The 22,117-nt window shown below is 58.5% G+C and carries 19 protein-coding genes and 3 pseudogenes; 9 read left to right on the plus strand and 13 right to left on the minus strand.

Features of this window, described 5'->3' with window-relative positions:
- A pseudogene (locus tag C5L12_RS00005) lies at positions 1-197 on the minus strand (IS110 family RNA-guided transposase); the annotation flags it as partial.
- A gap of 367 nt (positions 198-564) precedes the next feature.
- Between C5L12_RS00005 and C5L12_RS29005 the strand changes: the two are divergent.
- The gene (locus C5L12_RS29005) at positions 565-690 is read left to right on the plus strand and encodes a hypothetical protein (protein WP_280952501.1); all 126 of its coding nucleotides are present in this window, start codon (positions 565-567) and stop codon (positions 688-690) included.
- A gap of 440 nt (positions 691-1,130) precedes the next feature.
- Here C5L12_RS29005 and C5L12_RS00010 read toward each other — a convergent pair whose 3' ends face one another.
- Positions 1,131-1,391 carry a DUF2171 domain-containing protein gene (locus C5L12_RS00010; RefSeq protein WP_105369971.1) on the minus strand — a complete coding sequence of 87 codons (261 nt, stop codon included), beginning with the start codon at positions 1,389-1,391 and terminating at the stop codon, positions 1,131-1,133.
- 252 nt (positions 1,392-1,643) lie between these two features.
- On the opposite strand from C5L12_RS00010, the gene C5L12_RS00015 reads away from it, so the two are divergent.
- The 3 genes from C5L12_RS00015 to C5L12_RS00025 are packed head-to-tail and all read left to right on the plus strand — an operon-like array spanning position 1,644 to position 4,854.
- Positions 1,644-2,939 (plus strand): efflux RND transporter periplasmic adaptor subunit, encoded by a 1,296-nt coding sequence (locus tag C5L12_RS00015; protein WP_425350713.1) that lies wholly within the window; start codon positions 1,644-1,646, stop codon positions 2,937-2,939.
- Positions 2,940-2,948: 9 nt separating this feature from the next.
- Entirely contained in the window at positions 2,949-3,662 is a 714-nt protein-coding gene (locus tag C5L12_RS00020; RefSeq protein WP_105369972.1) for an ABC transporter ATP-binding protein, read from the plus strand.
- The gene (locus C5L12_RS00025) at positions 3,652-4,854 is read left to right on the plus strand and encodes an ABC transporter permease (RefSeq protein ID WP_105369973.1); all 1,203 of its coding nucleotides are present in this window, start codon (positions 3,652-3,654) and stop codon (positions 4,852-4,854) included. The genes C5L12_RS00020 and C5L12_RS00025 overlap by 11 nt, the downstream gene beginning before the upstream one ends.
- 55 nt (positions 4,855-4,909) lie before the next feature.
- Here the strand turns inward: C5L12_RS00025 and sufA are convergent, their stop codons facing one another.
- The 9 genes and pseudogenes from sufA to C5L12_RS00060 all read right to left on the minus strand — a co-directional run bounded on the left by sufA (position 4,910) and on the right by C5L12_RS00060 (position 12,098).
- Positions 4,910-5,299: a Fe-S cluster assembly scaffold SufA gene (gene sufA / locus C5L12_RS00030; RefSeq protein WP_105369974.1), complete on the minus strand. Its 390-nt coding sequence runs from the start codon at positions 5,297-5,299 to the stop codon at positions 4,910-4,912.
- 76 nt (positions 5,300-5,375) lie between these two features.
- Positions 5,376-5,756 carry an SUF system Fe-S cluster assembly protein gene (locus C5L12_RS00035; protein WP_105369975.1) on the minus strand — a complete coding sequence of 127 codons (381 nt, stop codon included), beginning with the start codon at positions 5,754-5,756 and terminating at the stop codon, positions 5,376-5,378.
- Positions 5,757-5,768: 12 nt separating this feature from the next.
- Positions 5,769-7,010, minus strand: a complete 1,242-nt coding sequence (locus C5L12_RS00040) for a cysteine desulfurase (protein WP_105369976.1) — start codon at positions 7,008-7,010, stop codon at positions 5,769-5,771.
- Between the two features lies 1 nt (position 7,011).
- Positions 7,012-7,986: pseudogene (gene sufD / locus C5L12_RS00045) on the minus strand (Fe-S cluster assembly protein SufD); the annotation flags it as partial.
- Positions 7,987-8,075: 89 nt separating this feature from the next.
- Positions 8,076-8,286 (minus strand): annotated as a pseudogene (locus tag C5L12_RS29190) (Fe-S cluster assembly protein SufD); the annotation flags it as partial.
- A 21-nt stretch (positions 8,287-8,307) separates the two neighbouring features.
- On the minus strand, positions 8,308-9,063 hold the full coding sequence (gene sufC, locus C5L12_RS00050) for a Fe-S cluster assembly ATPase SufC (RefSeq protein WP_105369978.1): 756 nt from the start codon (positions 9,061-9,063) through the stop codon (positions 8,308-8,310).
- Between the two features lie 59 nt (positions 9,064-9,122).
- On the minus strand, positions 9,123-9,287 hold the full coding sequence (locus tag C5L12_RS28315) for a hypothetical protein (RefSeq protein ID WP_165924260.1): 165 nt from the start codon (positions 9,285-9,287) through the stop codon (positions 9,123-9,125).
- A 26-nt stretch (positions 9,288-9,313) separates the two neighbouring features.
- On the minus strand, positions 9,314-10,783 hold the full coding sequence (sufB, locus tag C5L12_RS00055; protein WP_105369979.1) for a Fe-S cluster assembly protein SufB: 1,470 nt from the start codon (positions 10,781-10,783) through the stop codon (positions 9,314-9,316).
- Between the two features lie 148 nt (positions 10,784-10,931).
- Entirely contained in the window at positions 10,932-12,098 is a 1,167-nt protein-coding gene (locus tag C5L12_RS00060; protein ID WP_105369980.1) for a cysteine desulfurase family protein, read from the minus strand.
- A gap of 256 nt (positions 12,099-12,354) precedes the next feature.
- Between C5L12_RS00060 and C5L12_RS00065 the strand changes: the two genes are divergently transcribed.
- The gene (locus C5L12_RS00065) at positions 12,355-13,032 is read left to right on the plus strand and encodes an alpha/beta hydrolase (RefSeq protein WP_105369981.1); all 678 of its coding nucleotides are present in this window, start codon (positions 12,355-12,357) and stop codon (positions 13,030-13,032) included.
- Between the two features lie 41 nt (positions 13,033-13,073).
- Here the strand turns inward: C5L12_RS00065 and C5L12_RS00070 are convergent, their stop codons facing one another.
- Complete coding sequence (locus C5L12_RS00070) at positions 13,074-14,261, minus strand: GGDEF domain-containing protein (protein WP_105369982.1); 1,188 nt, start codon at positions 14,259-14,261, stop codon at positions 13,074-13,076.
- 273 nt (positions 14,262-14,534) lie between these two features.
- On the opposite strand from C5L12_RS00070, the gene tyrS reads away from it, so the two are divergent.
- Entirely contained in the window at positions 14,535-15,788 is a 1,254-nt protein-coding gene (gene tyrS / locus C5L12_RS00075; RefSeq protein WP_105369983.1) for a tyrosine--tRNA ligase, read from the plus strand.
- Between the two features lie 46 nt (positions 15,789-15,834).
- Here the strand turns inward: tyrS and C5L12_RS00080 are convergent, their stop codons facing one another.
- The gene (locus C5L12_RS00080) at positions 15,835-19,236 is read right to left on the minus strand and encodes a YhdP family protein (protein WP_105370333.1); all 3,402 of its coding nucleotides are present in this window, start codon (positions 19,234-19,236) and stop codon (positions 15,835-15,837) included.
- Between the two features lie 112 nt (positions 19,237-19,348).
- Here C5L12_RS00080 and bcp point away from each other — a divergent pair, with 112 nt between their 5' ends.
- The 3 genes from bcp to C5L12_RS00095 all read left to right on the plus strand — a co-directional run bounded on the left by bcp (position 19,349) and on the right by C5L12_RS00095 (position 22,045).
- Positions 19,349-19,816 carry a thioredoxin-dependent thiol peroxidase gene (gene bcp / locus C5L12_RS00085; protein ID WP_105369984.1) on the plus strand — a complete coding sequence of 156 codons (468 nt, stop codon included), beginning with the start codon at positions 19,349-19,351 and terminating at the stop codon, positions 19,814-19,816.
- A gap of 12 nt (positions 19,817-19,828) precedes the next feature.
- Complete coding sequence (locus C5L12_RS00090; RefSeq protein WP_105369985.1) at positions 19,829-20,656, plus strand: ferritin-like domain-containing protein; 828 nt, start codon at positions 19,829-19,831, stop codon at positions 20,654-20,656.
- An 84-nt stretch (positions 20,657-20,740) separates the two neighbouring features.
- A complete protein-coding gene (locus C5L12_RS00095) occupies positions 20,741-22,045 on the plus strand; it encodes a M23 family metallopeptidase (protein WP_105369986.1) in 1,305 nt (434 codons plus the stop codon).
- The last annotated feature ends 72 nt before the right edge of the window (positions 22,046-22,117 follow it).

Raw genomic sequence — 22,117 nt, forward strand, 5'->3', positions numbered from 1 at the left:
CCCTCGAATAACCACTGCGACAAAGGTCCGGCTTCAAGTCCGACCCGCTCGACGTTCAAGGTCTGGCCCTTCAGCACTGCAATGAGATCGTCAGGGTGGCTGACCACCTTCACCTCACGACAGATCTTGCCGGATTCATTGATAATGCAAACGGCGGTCTCTTTCACCGAGACATCGAGGCCAATAAAGTGCTTCATGCTGCGCTTCCTTTCCTGATGCTTGTGGCTGTTTGGACAGACCACGTTTTATCATCAGCTCGAAGCGCAGCACCTCCTGCATCACCGTGGAAGATGAGGCGAAAGCCGAATACCCCATCTCCGGTACGAAACGTCACCTATCTCTCAGGTCGGGCACCTTGAAACTCTGTCCCGGACGATCCCCGAAACGGTTTTCTTATATGCGCGACTGCGGACATAAGACTCCCACCCTCGATCTTCTTTCAGCTTAACCTCGCGCGTTGCTTGTCCGTTTCCAGGCACGCCGCCCTCGCCCGGGCGTTTCTACAGACGGGAGCGATGGAACTTCTTCGTCAGTCATCACGTTGATGCGGCCGAAGGAGCTTCTATGCGAATTATCTTCATTGTGATGGTTGCCTCGGTACTCAGTATCCTGGTGTTCAAATATGCGGATCAAGGTCTTGGCGGCGGTGAGATCATGGCTTCGCCAGCAGAACTCTCAGCTCAAAATTGACTATCCCGCATCTTATCGCGTCCAATGCCGCGTCACTCCAGGCGGCTCAATCCCCTCACCGCCTCGACATATGATTGATGCAGTCGGCGTCTGGAGGTGCACGCAGGAAGCGTGGCTGCTCTCAAACACGCTACGCTCGAGGCTGCACTCCCTCGCGGAACATTTCGTTCTTTAGGATGTTGAAATATAAAAGGAGGGTATCGCCATGAACGCCGGAAACATTCTCATCGCCTTGGGATCAGCCATCGTCGGGGCTTTGCTAGCTGTGCTTCTGTTGCATTCGGCTGGGCCATCCGTAACGGCCAAAACCGATCGCCTCAGCGGCCCGCCCTCGGAAACGGCATTCATGCCAGAGCGTTTTGGCGTACCAAGTTCCACGCAATAGAACAGGCCCATCTCCACAGTTTGAGCCGGCGCCCATGGGCGCCGGCATCTCCTTCTCAATGAACCGATCCGCCGCCTTCTTCCTCTTCAAAGGAGACGGCCACATCGCTATTGGCTGAAAGCCGCACCGTGTTTCCTTCGATATCGGCAACAAGATCGAGTGGAATGAAATGATGATGGCCTCTATGCCCTCCTTCACCACTGTCTTTCCTGGTGAGCTTGATCCGGCTGCCCTCGACTCCATCGACGGTCCCGACATGGACGCCGTCTGCGCCGATGACTTCTGCATGTTCCTTGATTCTCGCAGCATCAATCATTGGTGATCTCCTTCTCTGCGGCCGTACAACGTGCGAGCAGAGATATCGATGCATCGGAAAAAACAGCCGCAGGCTGATGCGGATCAAGGTCGAACTACCTTACCGATATTTAAGTTCATCCTCGACGCGTTTCATGTCATCGGAAGCATGGAGATTTGTACGACAGCTGTGCATCAACCGGATACCCGGTGCCATGATACGGAAACAGGTAGGATCGCGAGCGGATCCGGCTCCCCCACTAAGGACACGACCTTGAACGTGCAAAAGACGTTGGAACCAGCAGAGAGGACCACCGGCACAGCCGACCTCGCCGAAATTCTCACGACTTCAAGATCCGGCAGGAAGCGCCGTCGGTTCTTCTGGCCGATCCTGCTCGTCGTCCTTCTGGCAGCAGCGGCTGCAGCATACACCTATCTCGGCAGCAGCGGCCCGCAATATACCTACAGCACGGTGCCGGTGGAGCGCGGCGACCTTTCGGTCATCGTCACGGCCACCGGATCGGTCCAACCGACCGAGCAGGTCGATATATCCAGTGAGCTGTCGGGCACGGTCCGCAAGGTCAACGTCACCTACAACAGCGCCGTCAAAGCGGGCGAAGTGCTCGCAGAACTTGATACGAACAAACAGGAAGCCGATGTCCAGAGCGCGCGGGCTCAACTGGCGTCGGCAAGAGCCAATGTCCTGAAGGCCGAAGCAGAAGCCGCTTCAGCCAAAACGAGCCTTGACCGCCTGAGCGGGCTCGTCAGCAATCGTGTTTCCAGCCAGCAGGAGCTGGATGCCGCGAGATATACCTACGAATCCGCTCTGGCCACCAAAGCCATCAATGACGCTGCAGTACAGTCGGCTGAAGCCGCATTGCGCCTGGCGGAAGTAAACCTCTCCAAGCTGACAATCGTGTCGCCTATCGATGGTATCGTGCTGACGCGCGATGTCGATCCCGGCCAGACCGTCGCTTCTTCGCTCAATGCCCCGGTCCTGTTCACCCTTGCCGGAGACCTCCGGCAAATGGAACTGCAGGTCGCCGTCGATGAGGCGGATGTCGGCCAGGTGAGGGAAAGTCAGGGCGCCGTCTTCTCGGTGGATGCATATCCGGATCGAACCTTTCCAGCTAAGATAGAGACCGTGCGGTTCGCGTCGGAAACCGTGTCGAATATCGTCACCTACAAGGCGATCCTGACGGTCGACAACCAGGAACTCCTCCTCAGGCCGGGCATGACGGCAACGGCGGACATCAATGTCGAGTCGGTCAAGGATGCCCTTCTTATTCCAAACGCCGCACTTCGCTACTCGCCGCCGGCCGTGTCTCGGTCCAGCGGCAGCATGCTTACGCGGCTCTTCCGGCCCCCACGCCCCCCTGGCGGCAGCCGAGCCTCCGGCAGCGACAGCGCCGACAAATCCGCGCGCAGCATCTGGGTGCTGCGGAACGGCCAACCGCAGCGATTGAGCGTTCAGACGGGATCATCCGACGGCCGATTCACGGCCCTGCAATCGGGCGATCTCAAGGAGGGCGATCTGGTGATTACCTCCGCGACAGCGCGAAACGGTTGAGGCGATCCGATGCAGGCCCCTCTCATCGAGTTCAGGCAGGTTTCGAAGTTCTACGGCCGCGGCGAGGCGACGATCCGCGCGCTCGACCATGTAGATCTTTTGATATCGCAGGGGGAATTCGTATCGATCATGGGACCGTCGGGGTCGGGGAAGTCCACCTGCATGAACGTCATCGGAGGGCTCGACGTGCCATCCTCGGGCGAATATCTTTTTCAAGGAATGCCAACCAGCGGTTTTGATCGCACTCAATTGACGCTGCTGCGCCGGCATATGCTTGGCTTCGTATTCCAAGGTTTCAATCTGTTGGCGCGAACGTCCGCGGTCGAGAATGTAGAATTGCCGTTGACCTATCGCGGCATGGACGCTCGCGAGCGCCGAACGCGCGCCATGGCCGCACTGGAGCAAGTGGGACTGAAGGGACGGGAAAATCACACGACACAGGAACTGTCCGGCGGCCAGCAACAGCGGGTGGCGATCGCCAGGGCGATCGTTACCGACCCGGCGGTTCTGCTCGCAGACGAGCCGACCGGTAACCTCGATACCAGGACAAGCACCGAGATCATGCACCTGATCACCCGCCTCAACAACGAGCGGGGCATTACCGTGATCATGGTGACGCACGAGGAAGACATAGCAGCTTATGGCCGACGTCTTCTGCGCTTCGTCGACGGCCGCCTCACCTCCGATGAGGTTGGTCGAAAGGAGGCGGAAATTGTTCATTGAGACGGCAAAACTTGCCTGGCGCGCCATCAGCAGGAATATATTGCGCTCATTCCTGACCGTACTCGGTGTCGTTATTGGCGTTGCGGCCGTCATCGCCATGGTCACGATCGGCAATGGCACCACGGCCCAGGTAAAAACCGAACTCCAGCGACTTGGCACCAACACGCTGTTCGTGCGGCCCGGCCAATGGGGGCCGGGCCGCGCCAGCACCGAGGCCAAACGCTTCGACGACAAGGATGTGGAGGCGATAAGGGATCAGGTGTCGGGCCTCAGAGCTGTTGCGCCGATCAACCGCGGTACCGCCACCGTTGTGGCCGGTGGCCAGAACCATTCGACCAGCGCAATCGGCACTACCAACGACTACCTGATCGCGCAGGACTGGGATCTGGTATCCGGACGCGAGTTTCTGCCCGCGGAGGAGCGCGGGCAGGCCGCCTGCATCATAGGAGAGACCTTGCGCAAAGAGCTCTTCGGATCGGCTGATCCGGTCGGAGAGACAATCAGGGTCAGCAACGTCTCCTGCCCCGTCGTCGGACTGCTTGCCGCCAAGGGACAGTCGGGCATGGGAGATGATCAGGACGATACGGTGCTGATGCCGCTTAAACTTCACCAGCGGCGGATCGGCGGAACAACCACGATCTCGAGCATCATCCTCTCAGCCCACGACGGCGTCTCCACCTCCGGGGTTCAATCGGATGTGGAAAGCCTCCTGAGAGAACGCCGACGCATCGGCATAGGTCGGGAGGACGATTTCTCGGTCAATGACATGTCGCAGATCGCCTCCACCATGACCGGCACTACAATGCTTCTGACGGGACTCCTTGGAGCCGTGGCTGCTGTGAGCCTTCTGGTGGGCGGGATCGGCATTATGAATATCATGCTGGTCTCCGTAACGGAGCGCACGCGCGAAATCGGCATCAGGCTGGCGATCGGGGCGTTGGAAAATCAGGTCTTGATGCAGTTTCTGGTCGAAGCGGTGATGCTGTCCATCTTTGGGGGCGTGACCGGCATTCTGATGGGCCTTCTGCTCGCTTACGGTGTCGTCAGCGTTCTCGGCGTGCCCTTCGTAACGAGTCCCTCTATCATCTTTGTGGCCTTTGCCTTCTCGGCGGCAATCGGCATGATCTTCGGCTATTTTCCGGCTCGCCGTGCGGCCCAGCTTAACCCGATAGAGGCGTTACGGCACGAATAGCCGACGAAAAAAGAAAGGGCCGAATGGCCCCCTCCTCGTCAGCATTTTATAGCAATCAAACGTGGGCTTCGGCTTCACGCTGCTTGGCAAGCGCGGCAAGGTCGGCGGGCTTCAATTCGACCGACTCACCGCAGCCGCAGGCCGATGTCTGGTTGGGATTTACGAAGGTGAAGCCCGAACGGATTCTGCTGATTTCGAAATCCATCTGCGTGCCAAGAAGATAAAGCACCGCAGAAGGCTCGACCCAAACCTTGGCGCCATCATGCTCGACGAGGTCGTCCTTGGGATTGGCGGTCGTAACAAGATCGATGGTATATTCCATGCCGGCGCAGCCGCCCTTCTTGATCCCGACGCGCACACCCTGCGCTTCCGGTCCGGACCCGGCCACAATCTGTTTGACGCGCGCGGCAGCGGCGTCAGTCATCGTCATCACTGCAAAGCCCATGGGCCTATTCTCCTTCCACAGCCGGATTCAAGGTCCGGGTGCTTCACGGTCAATGTAATGTTCGGTCGTAAACGGATCAATACCAGCCGACGGCGACCTGAGCCTCCTCCGACATCCGTTCCGGCGTCCAAGGCGGATCGAACGTCATTTCCACCTCCACCCCGGAAACGCCCTCGACAGCGCCGACCGCGTTTTCCACCCAGCCGGGCATCTCCCCCGCCACCGGGCATCCGGGCGCCGTCAACGTCATTACGATCTTCACCATTCGATCGTTTTCGATATCGATCTTGTAGATGAGGCCCAGTTCGAAGATATCAGCCGGGATCTCCGGGTCATAAACCGTCTTCAGCGCAGCGATGATATCGTCGCTGAGACGCGCCAGCTCCTCTGCCGGAATGGAGGATTCGATGATCCCCTCCCGGGCGTCCCATTTCAGTTCCGTTTCATCGACAGCCATGACAACGATTCCTCAGGCAAAGAAGTTACGCGCATAATCCAGCGCATCGGCAAGGGCATCCACCTCTGCACGCGTATTGTACATGCCGAACGATGCCCGGCATGTGGAGGTGACGCCAAAACGTTTCAAGAGCGGCATGGCGCAGTGCGTGCCGGCTCGCACGGCAATCCCCTTGCGATCGATCACCATGGACACGTCATGCGCATGGATCCCGGCAAGCTCAAACGAAAAGATGCTGCCCTTGCCGGGCGCATTTCCGATGATTCGCAAGGAATTGATCGACCTCAGCCGCTCCGCCGCATAAGCGGCGAGATCCGCCTCATGCCGAGCGATGGAGGCACGACCGATCTTGTCCATGTAATCGAGGGCGTAACCAAGTCCGATCGCCTGGACGATCGGCGGAGTGCCGGCTTCGAAACGATGCGGCGGATCGTTGTAAGTGACGGTATCCTCCGCCACCTCGAAAATCATTTCCCCGCCACCCTGGAATGGCCGCATCTCCTTCAGCCGGTCCGTCTTTCCGTAAAGAACGCCGATGCCCGACGGACCGTAAAGCTTGTGGCCGGTCATCACATACCAGTCGCAATCGATGTCGCGAACATCGACCGGCATGTGCACCGCCCCCTGGCTGCCGTCGATCAAGACCGGAATACCCCGCTCGTGCGCGATACGGCAGACTTCCTTTACGGGAACGATCGTGCCGAGTGCATTCGACATATGCGTGATCGCGACAAGCTTGGTCTTCTCGGTCAGCGATCTTTCAAAGTCCTCGATATGAAACGCACCCTCGTCATCCACCGGCACCCATACCAATTTGGCGCCCTGCCGTTCGCGGATGAAATGCCAAGGCACGATATTGGAATGATGCTCCATGATCGTCAGAACGATCTCGTCGCCTTCGCCGATAATAGGCATACCCCAGCCATAGGCCACGGTATTGATTGCCTCTGTCGAATTCTTGGTGAAGACGATCTCGTCGACAGAGCCGGCATTCAGGAAGCGGCGCACCTTTTCGCGAGCCGCTTCATAGGCCTCCGTCGCCGCGTTCGAGAGGTAGTGCAGGCCGCGGTGGACGTTTGCATATTCACTGGAATAGGCGTGGCTGATGGCGTCGATCACCACCTGCGGTTTCTGCGCTGAGGCGCCGCTGTCCAGATAGACCAGCGGCTTCCCATGGACCATCGTCGACAGGATCGGAAAATCCCGCCGGATCGCTTCCACGTCATAAGTTACCGCCGGATTGCTCTGGTCCATGTCAGGCATGCCTTTCAAGCCAGGACGAAATAACGCTTTCCAGCGCCTCGACCAGCTTTTCGTCCTCGAATTCCTCGACGATCTCCGCCACGAAGGCGTTGACCAGCATGGCCCGTGCCTTGTTCTCCGGAACGCCGCGCGCCATCAGGTAAAAGAGATGGTTGCTGTCGATATCGGCAACCGTCGCACCATGACCGCAGATCACGTCGTCAGCGAAGATTTCAAGCTCCGGTTTTACCGAGAAGCCGCCGTCGTCCGAGAGAAGCAACGTGTTGCAGGCCATCTTGGCATCGGTCTTCTGGGCATCCGGCGCAACCCGGATCATCCCCTGGAAAACACCGTTGGCCCGATCGAACACGACGTTGCGGATGGTCTCGGTCGAATTTGTGTGGGGCACGTTGTGGCCGAGCATCAGCGTGACATCCGTGTGGCTCTCGCCACCGAGCAGGTTGACGCCGCGCAAGGTCAATTCGGCGCCCTCACCCTCAACGTCGATCCGCAACTCCTGGCGAACGAGTTTGCCGCCGGCATTGACCACGAAAAGCCGAAGCTTGGCTTTCCGCCCCAGTTTGACGCGGATCTGGCCGAGATGGGTATCTGCTGCGCCCTGCTGCTGCACGATAATCCAGGTGACTTCCGCATCGTCATCCAGCCGAATGTCACTGATCGAGGAGACGAGGGCCGCGCCCTCCGTCACCGCCCGATGACGTTCGATGATCGTCGCTTTGGAAGCGGCCCCGAAGGAAACCGGGAAACGCGTGTGAATCTGGCCGCCCGCATGCAGGACCTGCAGTTCAAGCGGTTGCTCGAGTTCAATATTTGCCGGAATCGTAAGAGCAAAACCGTCCCGCACGAAGCTGCCGTTGATCCGACCGATCGCATCGTCATTTCCGAGTGCGGCCAGATCCGCGACAGCCGAGCCATCGGTAAGTTTATTCTTGTAGACGGCGACTTCGATGCCGTCCGCAGATGCCTTCGGATCCGCAATCCCCTGCACGACCGAGAAAATCTTTGAGCCGTCGACCAATGCCGTGATGGGATCGACCGCTGCCACAGGCGTAACGTCGGGAACCTGACGCAGCAGGCTCTTGAGGTCGGTATAGTGCCAGGACTCAATCCGGCGGGTGGGAAGACCGCCCTTCTTGAGATCATCCAACAGCCGGTCACGGGTGCCGATGACGGCTCCGTTTCCTGGAAATTCTCCGATCTGGGCCGCGAATGCTTCGACCAGTGCGGTCTCGGCAGCCGTCAGGCGACTTGTCGTCTGCATATTCATGACAACGTCTCTCCTTGGCGCTTAAGCCGCTTCTCCGATGATATCGGCATAACCGTTCTCTTCCAGTTCCAGCGCCAGCGATTTATCGCCGGAGCGGATGATCTGGCCCTTGTAGAGGACATGCACGCTGTCCGGTACGATATAATCGAGCAGGCGCTGATAATGGGTGATGACGATGACCGCGCGGTCCGGCGATTTCAGCGCGTTGACCCCATCGGCGACGATCTTCAACGCATCGATATCGAGGCCGGAATCCGTTTCGTCCAGCACGCAAAGCTGCGGCTCCAGCAGCGCCATCTGCAGGATCTCCGCGCGCTTCTTTTCGCCGCCGGAGAAACCGACGTTGAGCGGACGGCGCAGCATGGCCTGGTCGATCTTCAGCTTCTCGGCGGCCTCCTTGACGCGACGGATGAAATCCGGCGTCGTCAGTTCCGCTTCGCCACGCGCCTTGCGCTGCTCGTTCATCGCGACCTTGAGGAACTGCATGGTGGCAACACCAGGGATTTCCACCGGATACTGGAACGCGAGGAAGATCCCCCTGGAGGCACGCTCGGCCGGGTCAAGCTCGAGGATGCTCTCGCCGTTATAGAGGATGTCACCTTCGGTGACTTCATAGTCCTCACGGCCGGAGAGGATGTAGGAAAGGGTCGATTTGCCGGAGCCGTTCGGCCCCATGATGGCCGCGATCTCACCCGCCTTGACGGTAAGGTTCAGGCCGCGAATGATTTCGGTGCCGTCCTCGGCAATACGGGCATGCAGGTTCTTGATCTCAAGCATGATATTTTTCCATTCGTTCTTTGTCTCAGTGAGGCCAGCCAATCTGGACCGGCCCAAATTCAAAAGCCGAGAGCGCTACGGACCCACGGCAGAAGGAAGACCGCGATTGCGCCCACCGCAAGGCCCCACCCGGCCCGGGCTGCACGCCCTCCGAAATTCGGCGCAAAGGCCGCAAGAAAGCCGCATATCAGGGCGTAGTAGACCAGATTAAGGGGATCAAACATGCCCGCGACCCTCTTGCCGTCACATGTTAGCCAACACTTCCTTCCAGAGAAATCCCGATCAGCTTCTGCGCTTCGACGGCGAACTCCATCGGCAGTTCCTGGATCACTTCCTTGACGAATCCGTTGACGATGAGCGCAATCGCCTCTTCTTCCGGAATGCCGCGCTGCATGACGTAGAACTTCTGATCGTCCGAAATCTTCGACGTGGTCGCTTCGTGCTCGATCTTTGCCGAAGCGTTCTTGACATCGATATACGGAACCGTGTGCGCGCCGCACTTGTCGCCGATCAGCAACGAATCGCAGTTGGTGAAGTTCCGGGCGTTCTCGGCCTTGCGATGGATCGACACCTGGCCACGGTAAGTATTGTTGGATTTACCAGCGGAAATGCCCTTCGAGATGATGCGGCTCGACGTGTTCTTGCCGAGATGGATCATCTTGGTGCCGCTATCGATCTGCTGGTGGCCGTTCGATACGGCGATCGAATAGAATTCGCCGCGGCTGTCGTCGCCTCGCAGAATGCAGCTCGGGTATTTCCAGGTGATCGCCGAGCCGGTTTCAACCTGCGTCCAGGAAATCTTGGAACGCGCTCCGCGGCAATCGCCACGTTTGGTGACGAAATTGTAGATCCCGCCCTTGCCCTGGGCGTCGCCCGGAAACCAATTCTGTACCGTCGAATATTTGATTTCAGCGTCATCGAGCGCAACGAGTTCGACCACAGCAGCATGCAATTGGTTTTCATCGCGCTGGGGCGCTGTGCAGCCTTCGAGGTAGGAAACGTAGGCGCCTTCTTCCGCGATGATCAGCGTGCGCTCGAACTGGCCGGTGTTCTTCTCGTTGATCCGGAAGTAGGTGGAGAGCTCCATCGGGCAACGGACGCCCTTCGGCACGAAAACGAAAGAGCCATCAGTGAAGACCGCCGAATTCAGTGTCGCATAGAAGTTATCCGACGCCGGAACGACGGAGCCGAGATACTTCTTGATAAGTTCCGGATGCTCGCGGATCGCTTCAGAAATCGACATGAAGATCACGCCGGCCTGCTGAAGTTCCTTTTTAAAAGTTGTGACGACCGAAACCGAATCGAAGACGGCATCGACGGCAACCCGGGTTTTCTGGACGCCCGCGAGGATCTCCTGCTCCCTAAGGGGAATACCGAGTTTCTCGTAGGTCTTCAGAAGCTCCGGATCCACCTCTTCGAGGGAGGTCGGGCCAGTCACGTTCTTGGGTGCCGCGTAATAATAGATGTCGTTGAAGTCGATCTTCGGGTAGGTGACGCGCGCCCATGTCGGCTCTTCCATCGTCAACCAGCGACGGTAGGCCTCCAGGCGCCATTCCAGCATCCATTCCGGCTCCTGCTTCTTAGCCGAAATGAAACGAATGATATCTTCCGAAAGCCCCTTCGGCGCCTTGTCCACTTCGATGACGGTCTCGAAGCCGTATTTGTACTGGTCGATGTCGATCCGGCGGACCTGTTCGACTGTTTCCTGGACAGCAGGCATATTCATTCTCCAAATCTTGCCGGTTCAAATTCCGGCAATTCTTGTCATCGTCACGGGCGGCAGCTGCCACCCTATGTAAGCGCCAGAAGGCTGTTTTCACACCTTTTGGCAAGTGGAAATTTGCGCTTCCGCAAATTTACCGATCGGCTCAAGCGGCCTCTCCCGCCGGTTTTCGCCGAGCAGCGATCTTCGCGAAAGCAGCGAGTGCGCGTGCAATATCATCGCTCGTTGTATCCGCGCCCAGCGAAATTCGGAGAGCTCCGAGCTTCGGGTCGTGCCCCATGGCCGTGAGAACGTGGCTCTCGCCAACTTTTCCGGAAGAGCAGGCCGAGCCTGCCGACAGTGCGATACCTTCCAGATCGAAGGCGATTTGCCCTGTCTCCGACTTCAACCCTGGCAGGGTGAAAAAGGACGTATTGCAGACGCGGCCAACTTCGGCGCCGTGAATGATGACATCCGGGGCGGCCTGACGCATGCCTTGCTCAAGCTGTTCTCGCAGGGTGGTTATGGCGGAGCTGCGCTGCCCGAGATTATCCAGCCCGGCCTCCGCAGCGGCGCCGAACCCCACGATCGCGTGAAAATTCTCGGTCCCGGAGCGATGACCTTTCTCCTGACCGCCGCCCCGGATCAGCGGCTTCGGCATCAGAGCCTCGCCACGCGACACCAGCGCACCCGCGCCCTTCGGCCCACCGATCTTGTGCGAGGACAGGATCAGAAAATCGGCGTCCAGCGCATTGATGTCAACTGAGATACGACCGACTGCCTGCACGGCATCGACCACCATCAGCCCGCCATGGGCATGCACTAGAGTAGCGGCTTCCGCGACCGGCTGCACGATACCGGTTTCATTGTTGACCAGCATGACGGCGACCATCGGGAGGCCAGAGCTTCGATCATGGCGGCCAAGGATTTCCTCAAGGGCCGGCAGATCCACGACGCCATCACGTGTTACCGGCACCTCCGAGAGCCTGCCGGGCTCGAAGCGCCCGCCCTCGCGAATTGCCGGATGCTCGATAGCCGAAACATAGAGATGGCTAATTATCAGGGGAGCACGACCCATCAGGAAGTCCGAGGTCAATACGTGATTGGCCGCTTCCGTAGCACCGCTCGTGAAAATCACATGCGCCGGCTCCCCCCCCACCAGCGCGGCCACCTGCCGGCGCGCCTTGTCCATCGCAGCACGCGCGGCTCTTCCTTCGCCATGCACAGATGACGGATTGCCCGGCAACCGAAGCGTATCCATCATGGCGGCACGAGCTTGCGCGCTTAAAGGCGCGGTCGCGTTCCAGTCAAGATATATACGGTTCAGCGCCATTGGCCTTTTGGTTTCCGCTTCTAAATAGGAGTTGGGTAAGGGGCGGCAGACAGGGCGCCCCGCATTTTCCTTGAAATTTCCTCGAGCCTTGCCTTATGAGACATCGCATCGGGCGTCACTTCAAAGATGCCCAAAGTTTCGAATGGTTCTAAAGTTGGTTTTAGAAAAGCTGAGCGGCTTCGTCAAGTCAAACTCGACGTGATGACCGACTTAGAACCTTAGAACGTAGAACCTTAGCACGTTGACCGGAGTACCGATGCCCGAAGTCATTTTCAACGGCCCCGCCGGCCGCCTGGAGGGCCGCTATCAGCCTTCCAAGGAAAAGAGCGCTCCCATTGCGCTTATTCTCCATCCTCATCCGCAGTTCGGCGGAACGATGAACAACCAGATTGTCTACCAGCTCTTCTACATGTTCCAGAAGCGCGGATTCACGACGCTCCGGTTCAATTTCCGCAGCATCGGACGCAGCCAGGGCGAGTTCGATCACGGCGCGGGAGAACTCTCGGATGCCGCATCTGCATTGGACTGGGTACAGAGCCTTCACCCGGATTCAAAGAGCTGTTGGGTAGCGGGTTATTCATTCGGCGCCTGGATTGGCATGCAGCTCCTGATGCGCCGTCCAGAGATTGAAGGTTTCATGTCGATAGCTCCACAACCCAATATCTACGACTTCTCCTTCCTCGCCCCCTGCCCCTCCTCGGGCCTGATCATCAACGGCGATGCCGACAAGGTCGCGCCGGAAAAGGACGTCAATGGCCTCGTAGAAAAGCTGAAGACGCAAAAAGGCATCCTGATCACCCATCGCACCGTCGAAGGCGCCAACCACTTCTTTAACGGCCGCGTCGAAGACTTGATGTCGGAATGCGAGGACTATCTCGACCGTCGCCTCAATGGCGAACTTGTCCCGGAACCTGCTGCCAAGCGAATCCGCTGATTTTATCAAAAGCTTTGGGCCGCCGCTTCGGCGGCCTCTTGCTATTTTACGATCTTGATGGGTGCCGATCTGGGAAGCGCGGACGGTGTGGCCTGCCGGACGCAATTGCGGCCGGAGCGTTTTGCCTCGTAAAGAGCGTCATCCGCGTTGCGCATGGCGTCCACAAATTCTTGGCCTTGCTCGACTTCGGCCACCCCGAAACTTGCGGTGACCCTGAAGGAAGGCGAGAGTGCGCCGATCTGAATACCCATCGTTCCGCTCCTGAGAGCATTGGCAAGCAACAGGGCCATTTCCGCTGTCGTGTTCGGCATGAAGACAGCGAACTCTTCGCCGCCGATGCGTCCGAGCACCGCACTTTTCGGAGCCATCAGTTGCAGTAGATCGCCAAACGCTCGGATCACCAGATCGCCGCCATGATGCCCATAGGTATCGTTGATGTTCTTGAAATAATCCAGATCGCATATGATGACTGCATGCCGGACATTCGCAGCGTGCGACATGGCAGCCTTCACGCCGTTTTCGAAGCCGCGTCGATTGGGCAGCCCGGAAAGCGCGTCCCTCTCTGAATTGCTACGTTCGTCGGCCATGATCTCCAGCACCAGGACCGAAAGCAGAGTCAATCCGACCGCCACGACGAGAACGGCTGTCGAACTCTGCGAGATCAGGGCGTAATTGGTGTGGATATAGTCCTTGGCGGTCGTTCCCGCGCCGGAAAGTACTGCCAAACCCGCCTTGGCAAAAAAATGCAGACCGGTCACCAACAGCAACGCCCCCAGGGCTCTGTCGATTATCAGTCTGCGGGTGGACAGGAAAACAGATGCCGCCCCTGTCAGTACCACGATCGCGAAGGGCGCCTGGTAAGAAAAAGCATGGGCTACGGTGCCGCGCGGCAAATCGTATATCCACATGTCGAGAACAGTGCTTGCGGCCAAAAAAACGCAGGCATAGGCGAATTTGATCTTGCGGCCATAAAGCTCTCCCACTCCGATCAGAAGAAGAAGCAGGCCGCCCAGCACAGCTGCGAAGGCACCGAAGGCCCAGAATCTTATCAGCTCGGTATAGGCAACAAGTAATTCGCACAGCGATGACAGCGATGCGACTGCAAAACCTGCCGCAAACCATAGCGCAGCAGTTCGTGAGCGGCTTCGCGTCGAAACCACGACGAAGACCAGGGAAAAGCAGATGGCGATGACAAAATTCACCGCCAGGAGAAAGGCCGGACCGTTCATCAACCAATCACTGCAGCACCCTGCACCCACCCGTTTAGCGTGTCAGAAAGATAGTAAAGCCTCAAAAACAAAAAAACGTTAATGTTTAGCTATGCAGCAGCAAGAGATCCGCACCATGTTCTAGATCAACCCCATCGAGAGCCGAATCTATCTCTGCGGATGCTTCATTACGGAATTTGAACATCCTCGGCGTCACTTTTAAAGTGATCGGCAGGAAAAACAGTGCTAGACGCCCGGCACGTATCCAAAACACCATCCTGCCAGAGATAAATCATGTCCAGGTTCAAGTCCGATTTCCTACGCACGCTCGACGAGCGCGGTTTCATCCATCAGGTCTCCGACGATACAGGCCTCGATGAGCTGTTTTCAAAGGAAACCGTGACGGCATATATCGGCTATGATCCCACAGCTTCGAGCCTGCACGTGGGCCATCTCACCCAGATCATGCTGCTCCACTGGCTGCAAGCCACCGGGCACCAACCGATCTCGCTGATGGGCGGCGGCACCGGCATGGTCGGTGACCCTTCCTTCAAGGAGGAAGCCCGCAAGCTGATGACGGTTGAGATGATCGAGGACAACATCGCCTCGCTCAAGCACGTCTTCGCTAATTACCTCGACTACGATCGCGAGCTCAATCCGGCTCTGATGATCAACAACGCCGACTGGCTGCGTCCATTGAACTACCTAGAATTCCTGCGCGACGTCGGCCGGCATTTCTCGGTCAACCGAATGCTGTCGTTTGACAGCGTCAAGACACGTCTCGACCGCGAGCAGTCCCTGTCCTTCCTCGAATTCAACTACATGATCCTGCAGGCTTACGATTTTGTCGAACTGGCGAAACGCTACGGCTGCCGGCTGCAGATGGGCGGCTCGGATCAATGGGGTAACATCGTCAACGGTATCGACCTCGGTCACCGCATGGGGGCGCCTCAGTTGTATGCGCTGACCTCGCCGCTGCTGACCACCTCTTCCGGCGCCAAGATGGGCAAGTCGGCGTCCGGCGCGGTCTGGCTGAACAAGGATCTTCTGCCCGTCTATGACTTCTGGCAGTACTGGCGCAATACCGAGGACGCGGACGTTGTCCGCTTCGCAAAGCTGTTCACCACGTTGCCCATGGATGAGATCGCCAAGCTTTCGCAGCTAGGCGGATCGGAGATCAACGAAGCCAAGAAGATCCTTGCCACGGAGGTTACGGCGATCCTGCACGGCCGTGCCGCAGCCGAGGAGGCAGCAGAGACGGCGCGCAAGACCTTCGAAGAGGGCGCACTTTCCGAAAATCTGCCCTCTGTCGAGATGCCGGCTGCCGAGCTTGATGCCGGCATAGGACTGTTGACCCTCATCGTTCGTGCGGGGTTGGCAGGGTCGAACGGCGAAGCGCGTCGTCACGTCCAGGGCGGTGCGGTTCGCATCAACGACCAAAGCGTGAGCGACGAACGCAAGATGATCGGCACCGGTGAGGTGACCGCCGATGGCGTCATCAAACTGTCGCTCGGCAAGAAGAAGCATATCCTTGTCCGGCCGATTTGATTGGACGCAAGAGAGACTTCGCCTTGGGCCGCAACTGCGGCCCTTTTCATTGGAATTCGAAGATCTGCCGGAAGATACCGGGCGCGATCAGCGATAGCGGATTGACCGTCAGCCGCGGCTTGTCGAAAGGCCCTTCGAGCTTAAAGGTGATGCCGAGCAGGCCGCGATCACGTCCGTTGCCAAGGATGGCGCCGATGATCGGCAATTCTCCGAACAGACGGTTCAGCCCGTAGGCCGGCATGAAGGTGCCGGTCATATCCATATTGCCCTTGCTGTCACGCACCAGCCCTTGGAACGTCGCGCCGATCTGTTCGCCGCGTACCACACCGTTCTCCACCGCCAACGTGCCATTGCGGTAAAGCAGGCTTGCGAAACCCCGCTGGAACTTCGCCGACGTCACGTCGATGTTGCGCTTAGTCGCGGAATTCAGGCTGCGTCCCTCTTGGTCGGGTGTAGACACAAGCGACTGGAGTTTCGTCTCGTTGACGAGCGAGAAGCTTCTCAGGTCCAGAGACCCCGCCCAGGCTTCACCCTCAGCTCTCAGCCGCAGGTTCAGGAGCCCGCCCCGCAGGTTGTTGTAAAGGTTCATGAAGCGAATGACGGCACCGGCATCGCCGCTCGTCAGCGAAATCGTATCGCCACGGCTCATTTCGCTGACGACCGCCTGTCCGCTTTCCGTAATACCGGAAAAATCGGCCTTCGAAATATTCCCGTTTCGGCTCGAGAACAGCACCGACACATTCGACAGGACTTGGTCGTTAAATCCGATCAGGCGCTCAAGCTTGGCGCGGACCGTAGCGTTATCCTGGTCGTCGCGACCGCGGCCACCGCCGCTTCCACTCACTTTGTCAGCCTTGAGCCGCGTAATGACCGGACGGACGTCCACGGTTGATCCTGTGATCGATATGTCGAAGCTGTCCTTCCCGCGTTTCACCGCAACCGCATAATTGTCGGCTGGTGAAAGTTGCACATGAGAAAACTCAGCCGCTGTCAGACTGTCTCGGTTGAGAGACAGGTTGCCGCGAGCACCGAATCCTTCTCCGGAGAGTTCGAAATTCCGGATGTTGGTATGTTCGCCCGCCTCGGAGAGTTCGAATTGGGCCTTGGCCGGTATCCCGCTGCCTTTCGTCCAACCGAGCCACGGAACGGAAAGCGTCGCCCGGGCAAGATCCAGCGCCACGGTCTGGCGCGTTTCGTCAACCCAGGTCCACTGCGCCGATATCGATCCGTCGACAATTTCCGACAGGCCGGGCGCCAGCTTCTGACGCTGCTCGTTGTTGAGCACGGTCTTGATGATCCGCTCGCGCTTGGCGCGTGAGGCCGAATCGATCGGTTCGGCGAGCGTGATATCGGCCGGTACATCGTCGATCGTGCCTTTTGCGACAAGCCGAGCGACCTGCGTGTCGACATCCAGAGTTCCGTTGAGAGCGCCGATCTTACGCCCGGAGAACTCCGGCGCGAGGCTGACGTCGTCAAGCTCCGCGTGGGCGTTCCAGGTCGGTTCGGGCGGGTTGTGGGCCTTGATAAGGCCCATGCGTGCCCTAAGGTCCACCCGTGCGTTCCCGGAGAAGTCCTCCGGTTTGAACTCTGTCCCCTTGAGTGCGCTGATTGGCCGAAAATTTGCAAGTTCCGTCACCGCGTCGGCTGGTCCCGCGAGCTTCAGGAAAAGGTCCGCCATCAACGGTTTTGCGTAGGTGGAGGGAATGGAAAAGCGGCCACCATCCACGACGACAGAGCGGCCCGACGGGAAAAAGGACATGGCACGTGCGATATCCACTGCCAACGCCTCTCCTTTGAGATCGAAGCGACCGTCGATATCGCGGAGCGGAGGGATGTCGCCTGGCAGATTGATACGGGCATCGGCAAGGTCAAAATTGATCTGCAATTCGTTCTGGTTGAGCTCCATCGGAACGCCCGGCCCTTTCATCCGGCCAGCCGGAATGAAGACGGCGAGCGAACCATTCGTCACCGTGCCGCCGAACATATTGTCCATCACCCATTCACGCGGCCTTCGCGCCATCCAGAACGGCCAAAGCTGTTTTACCGCCGTGACTTGCATCTGCGGCAATTGAGCCCCGAAACTGATTTCCGGCGACTGTTCTCCAAAACGGACCTTGAGAGCCCCCGCCATCCGTCCCATGGGGCTGGAGACCGCCATCTCGTCGAATTGCAGTTCGCGGTCTGCGGAGAGGTAACGCCCGTTTGCCTTAAGATCGAAGCGCGTGGGCTCTTCACTTTCCGTGGCTCCGACGGCGGTCCCGCCGCTGATCAAAAGATCGAGGCCGAAACCGACACGCTTGTCGTCCGGATTGAGCCTGTTGAGGTCAATCACGGCGCCGGTAAACGGAAGGACGGTCGGCCCGAAACGCGCCTCCGATCTCAGAAGCTCGATCGAGTTCTTCGAAAAATCGTAGGCAACATTGATCGTTGCGCCTGTAAATAACTGTTGAAGCCCATCGAAATAGAAATGCCCGGGAGATTGACGCAACGTCGCCGTGATGCGCGGCTGTGTCATCTCGCGCGCCCGGACCGCGGCGAGATCCAGATCAAGCGACCCTTCGATGCCTTCACGAGGAGCGCCGTCTTCGGTTCGCTGGAGCAGAAAAGGTGTCACCTCCAGTCCAGCCAACCTCGCCGATAAGGATGTGGTGACACCTTCAATCGTCTTCGACGCGGCCGTCAGCGTAGCGCGCCGGCCATTGAGGCTTATCGCGCCAGTGACCTCAACCTCACCATCGAGGCTGCGGGCCAGTTTCAGATCGTCCACGACAAGTGCGATCGGCTTGCGCCCCGGCGCCGCAGGAAGAAGGATCTCGATTCCGGATATATCGATCGAACCGGTCCCTGTTCGCTCCATGAGGCCCCGCGCTTCGTCAAAACGCTGGAAAGCCTGCTCGAGGAGCGCCGGCATGCCGTCGACCCGGACTTCCGACAGCGGCAGGGGGTCTCCCGATGGCAATTGCGCGGTATCGAGGCGGATATCTTCTGCCTCCATATGCTTGATCGATATGCGCCCGCTTAAGAGAGCGAGAGGATCGATTGCCATACGCATGGCGCCGGCACGGCTCAGATGTTCGCCGGTTGCCTGCTCGACGATGTCGACATTGCGCGCTTCCAGGGCAAGGCGAAGGCCGGAGTCAAAGCGGATGGCCGTAGAACCGACGGTCGCGGCATACCGCGGACCTATCGCATCGTTGAGCGCGGCCTGGGCGCGTGCCGAAAGCGTGCTGTCGGCGACGCCTCCTTCGATTGCGAAAATGGCGCTGCCCACTGCAAGTATGACCAGCACCACGAACAGTGCAACAACCTTGCTGAATCTCTTCATCCGCGTTGGCAAAGGCGGACAATTCACGATAATCGGATCTTCAGCCCGGGCCGAGGGAAGTTCGTGCAGTGGAACGATGTCCTTGCGGTTGAAGTCGACCCTTTCTCCGCGAATTTCCGCCATCAGGTTGAGATCTGTCTTTCCATATTCGCGTGTGTGGCTGGACGCCTCGCCGGCCACTATATACCGATTGCGGCGAATATGATTCAAGATACCGGCAAAAGAAAGGAAAACCATGCCAGAATTGGCTGTTGGCGACATTGCCCCGAACTTCGAACTGCCGCGCGACGGTGGCGAAACGGTGTCTTTGAAAGCGTTTTTGGGAAAACCGGTCGTCGTATATTTCTATCCCAAAGACGACACCGAGGCCTGCACCAAGGAGGCGATCTCCTTTACCTCGCTTCTGCCGGAATTTGAAAAAGCAGGGGCTGCCATCATTGGCATCTCGCCGGACAGCATCAGGAAACACGACAAATTCGCCAAGAAGCACGCCCTGTCGATCATTCTCGGTTCGGACGAAGATACGGCTGTTGCCAATCTTTATGGCGTTTGGAAGGAAAAGAGCATGTATGGCCGCACCTATATGGGGGTCGAACGCACGACCTTCCTAATCGGCGCGGACGGACGGATCGCGAAGATCTGGCCCAAGGTTAAAGTCGCCGGCCATGCCGAGAACGTTCTTGAAAGCCTCAGGACGCAATAACAGGACGGTCAGATGCCGGGAGAATTCTCCATCACTTCTTTGAGAGGCGGCGCCACAACGGCCATTCTTTCGGCCGATCTCGACATCAAGACACGGCTTGCGCAGGAAACGGCAACCCGGTGGTTTGAACGGCGGCTGTCCCTGCGCTCTCCACTCGACCCTCCTCTTGCCGAACGTCCCGGTCGTCCGGAAAAGCCTGAACTGGTGCCGCCGAAAGCTGTCGGAAAGCGCTCGCTGCACACCGTCAACGGCCGTATTGCGACCCCGCACGCCATCGCCCATATCGAGCTCAATGCCGTTGATCTTGCACTCGACATCGTTGCGCGTTTCGCCACCGAACCTGTTCCGAATTCCTTCTTCGACGGCTGGATGCAGGTTGCCTTCGAGGAAGCCAAGCATTTCCGGATGGTACGGGCACGATTGAACGATCTTGGCGCCGAGTACGGCGATATGCCGGCCCACGACGGGCTGTGGCAAGCAGCCCATTCTACGCGCAATGACCTCACCGCTCGGCTTGCCGTCGTGCCGCTGATCCTTGAGGCCCGCGGCCTTGACGTAACGCCATCGCTGCAGGCGAAGATGCGTGAAAGCGGCGATCTCGAGACGGCGGCGATTCTGGACGTGATCTACAACGACGAAAAGGGGCACGTCGCCGTCGGAGCAAAATGGTTCCGCTTTCTCTGCGCCCGCGAGCGCAAAGATCCCGCGGCAACATTTCAGCAACTGGTACGCGCCAATTTCCGCGGGTCCCTCAAAGCCCCGTTCAATGACGTCGCGCGGGCAGAAGCGGGCCTGACGCCCTCCTTCTATCGCTCATTGAGCTCAAGCAGCAACGCCTGAGGCAATTATTCGTTAACCATAAGCATGTGTAATCCCCATCAACGGGACGACGGCGAAAACGAGTCGTATCTCTGGGGGATTCACGTGGCGAAGGGAACCGAAAGCCGGGTATTTGGGAAACGGGCGCCTCAGCACGTCCTCATTTTCGCCAGCGGCGAGAAAGTCCGCCATATGATCATTCGGCCTTGGATGGCCGCATTGACATTCTGCTTTCTCGCCGTTTTTGCGATCGGCTATCTCGCAGCGACCTCTTATCTCGTGATCCGGGACGACCTGATCGGTGCGACGATGGCTCGGCAAGCCCGCATGCAGCACGATTACGAAGATCGGATCGCAGCCCTGCGGGCTCAACTGGACCGAATAACCTCCCGGCAGTTGCTAGATCAGCAGGTCGTCGAACAGAAGGTTGAGAAGCTGCTGGAACAGCAGAGCGCATTGTTTTCGCGCCACGGAAAGCTCGGATCCTTGCTGAATCGTGCGGAGGAATCGGGACTGACGGCACCGGAGCCTTCTACTCCGGCCACCTCGCAGTCGCCCCTGAAGGAGCGTCAGGCGTCGATGAACGGCGGAAGCGGTTTGCAGGCCATCGACAAGCTGCTTTCCGGAAAGACCGCTGCTACACCACTCGACACATCCAGTGCCCTTGGCTACACATCATTGCGCGAAAATATCTCCGATCGAGCTGATCGCGTCTTTTCCAGGGTGACGCTTTCGCTGAAAGACCTCGAGAAGGAACAACTCGTCAAGATCGCCGACCTGACGACCGGCGCATCGCAGACTGCTGATGCGATCACCGCCATCCTCAGACGGACCGGTGTGGAGGTCGCCTCCGCGTCGAAAGCCGGCCCTGCCGACGGCGTCGGCGGCCCCTATGTGGAGCCTCAGGTAGACATTGGCACATTCGACGCCTCGCTCGACGAGCTCGATGCAGCTCTCAGCCGCCTGGAAAGCGTGCGTGAAACGGCACGCGACCTGCCATTCGGCAATCCAGCCCCCGGCCATGCGATAACCAGCCGCTTCGGAAATCGCATTGATCCTTTCCTGGGAAAATTGGCACTGCATGCCGGAATCGACTTCGAGGCCGAAACCGGTCAGGAGGTGAAGGCGACAGGTTCCGGCAGGGTCGTCACGGCTGGCCCTTCTGGCGGCTACGGCAACATGGTCGAGATTGACCACGGTCAAGGCACGACGACACGCTACGGCCATTTGTCAAAAGTCCTGGTCAAGGAGGGCGACACGGTTGCCACCGGCGACGTCGTTGGACGAGCCGGATCCACCGGGCGCTCAACGGGGCCGCACGTGCACTACGAGGTTCGCCGAGGCGGTAATGCCGTCGATCCCATTCATTTCCTGAACGCCGGAATGAAGCTCACGACCTACCTCAACTGAACCGATAATTGGCAAAAGACAATTTCTTTACTTGCGAACGATAGCCGGCTTCTCCATTTAGGATGTTCATTC

It is taken from the genome of Neorhizobium huautlense, assembly GCF_002968575.1.
Lineage (GTDB): Bacteria > Pseudomonadota > Alphaproteobacteria > Rhizobiales > Rhizobiaceae > Neorhizobium > Neorhizobium huautlense.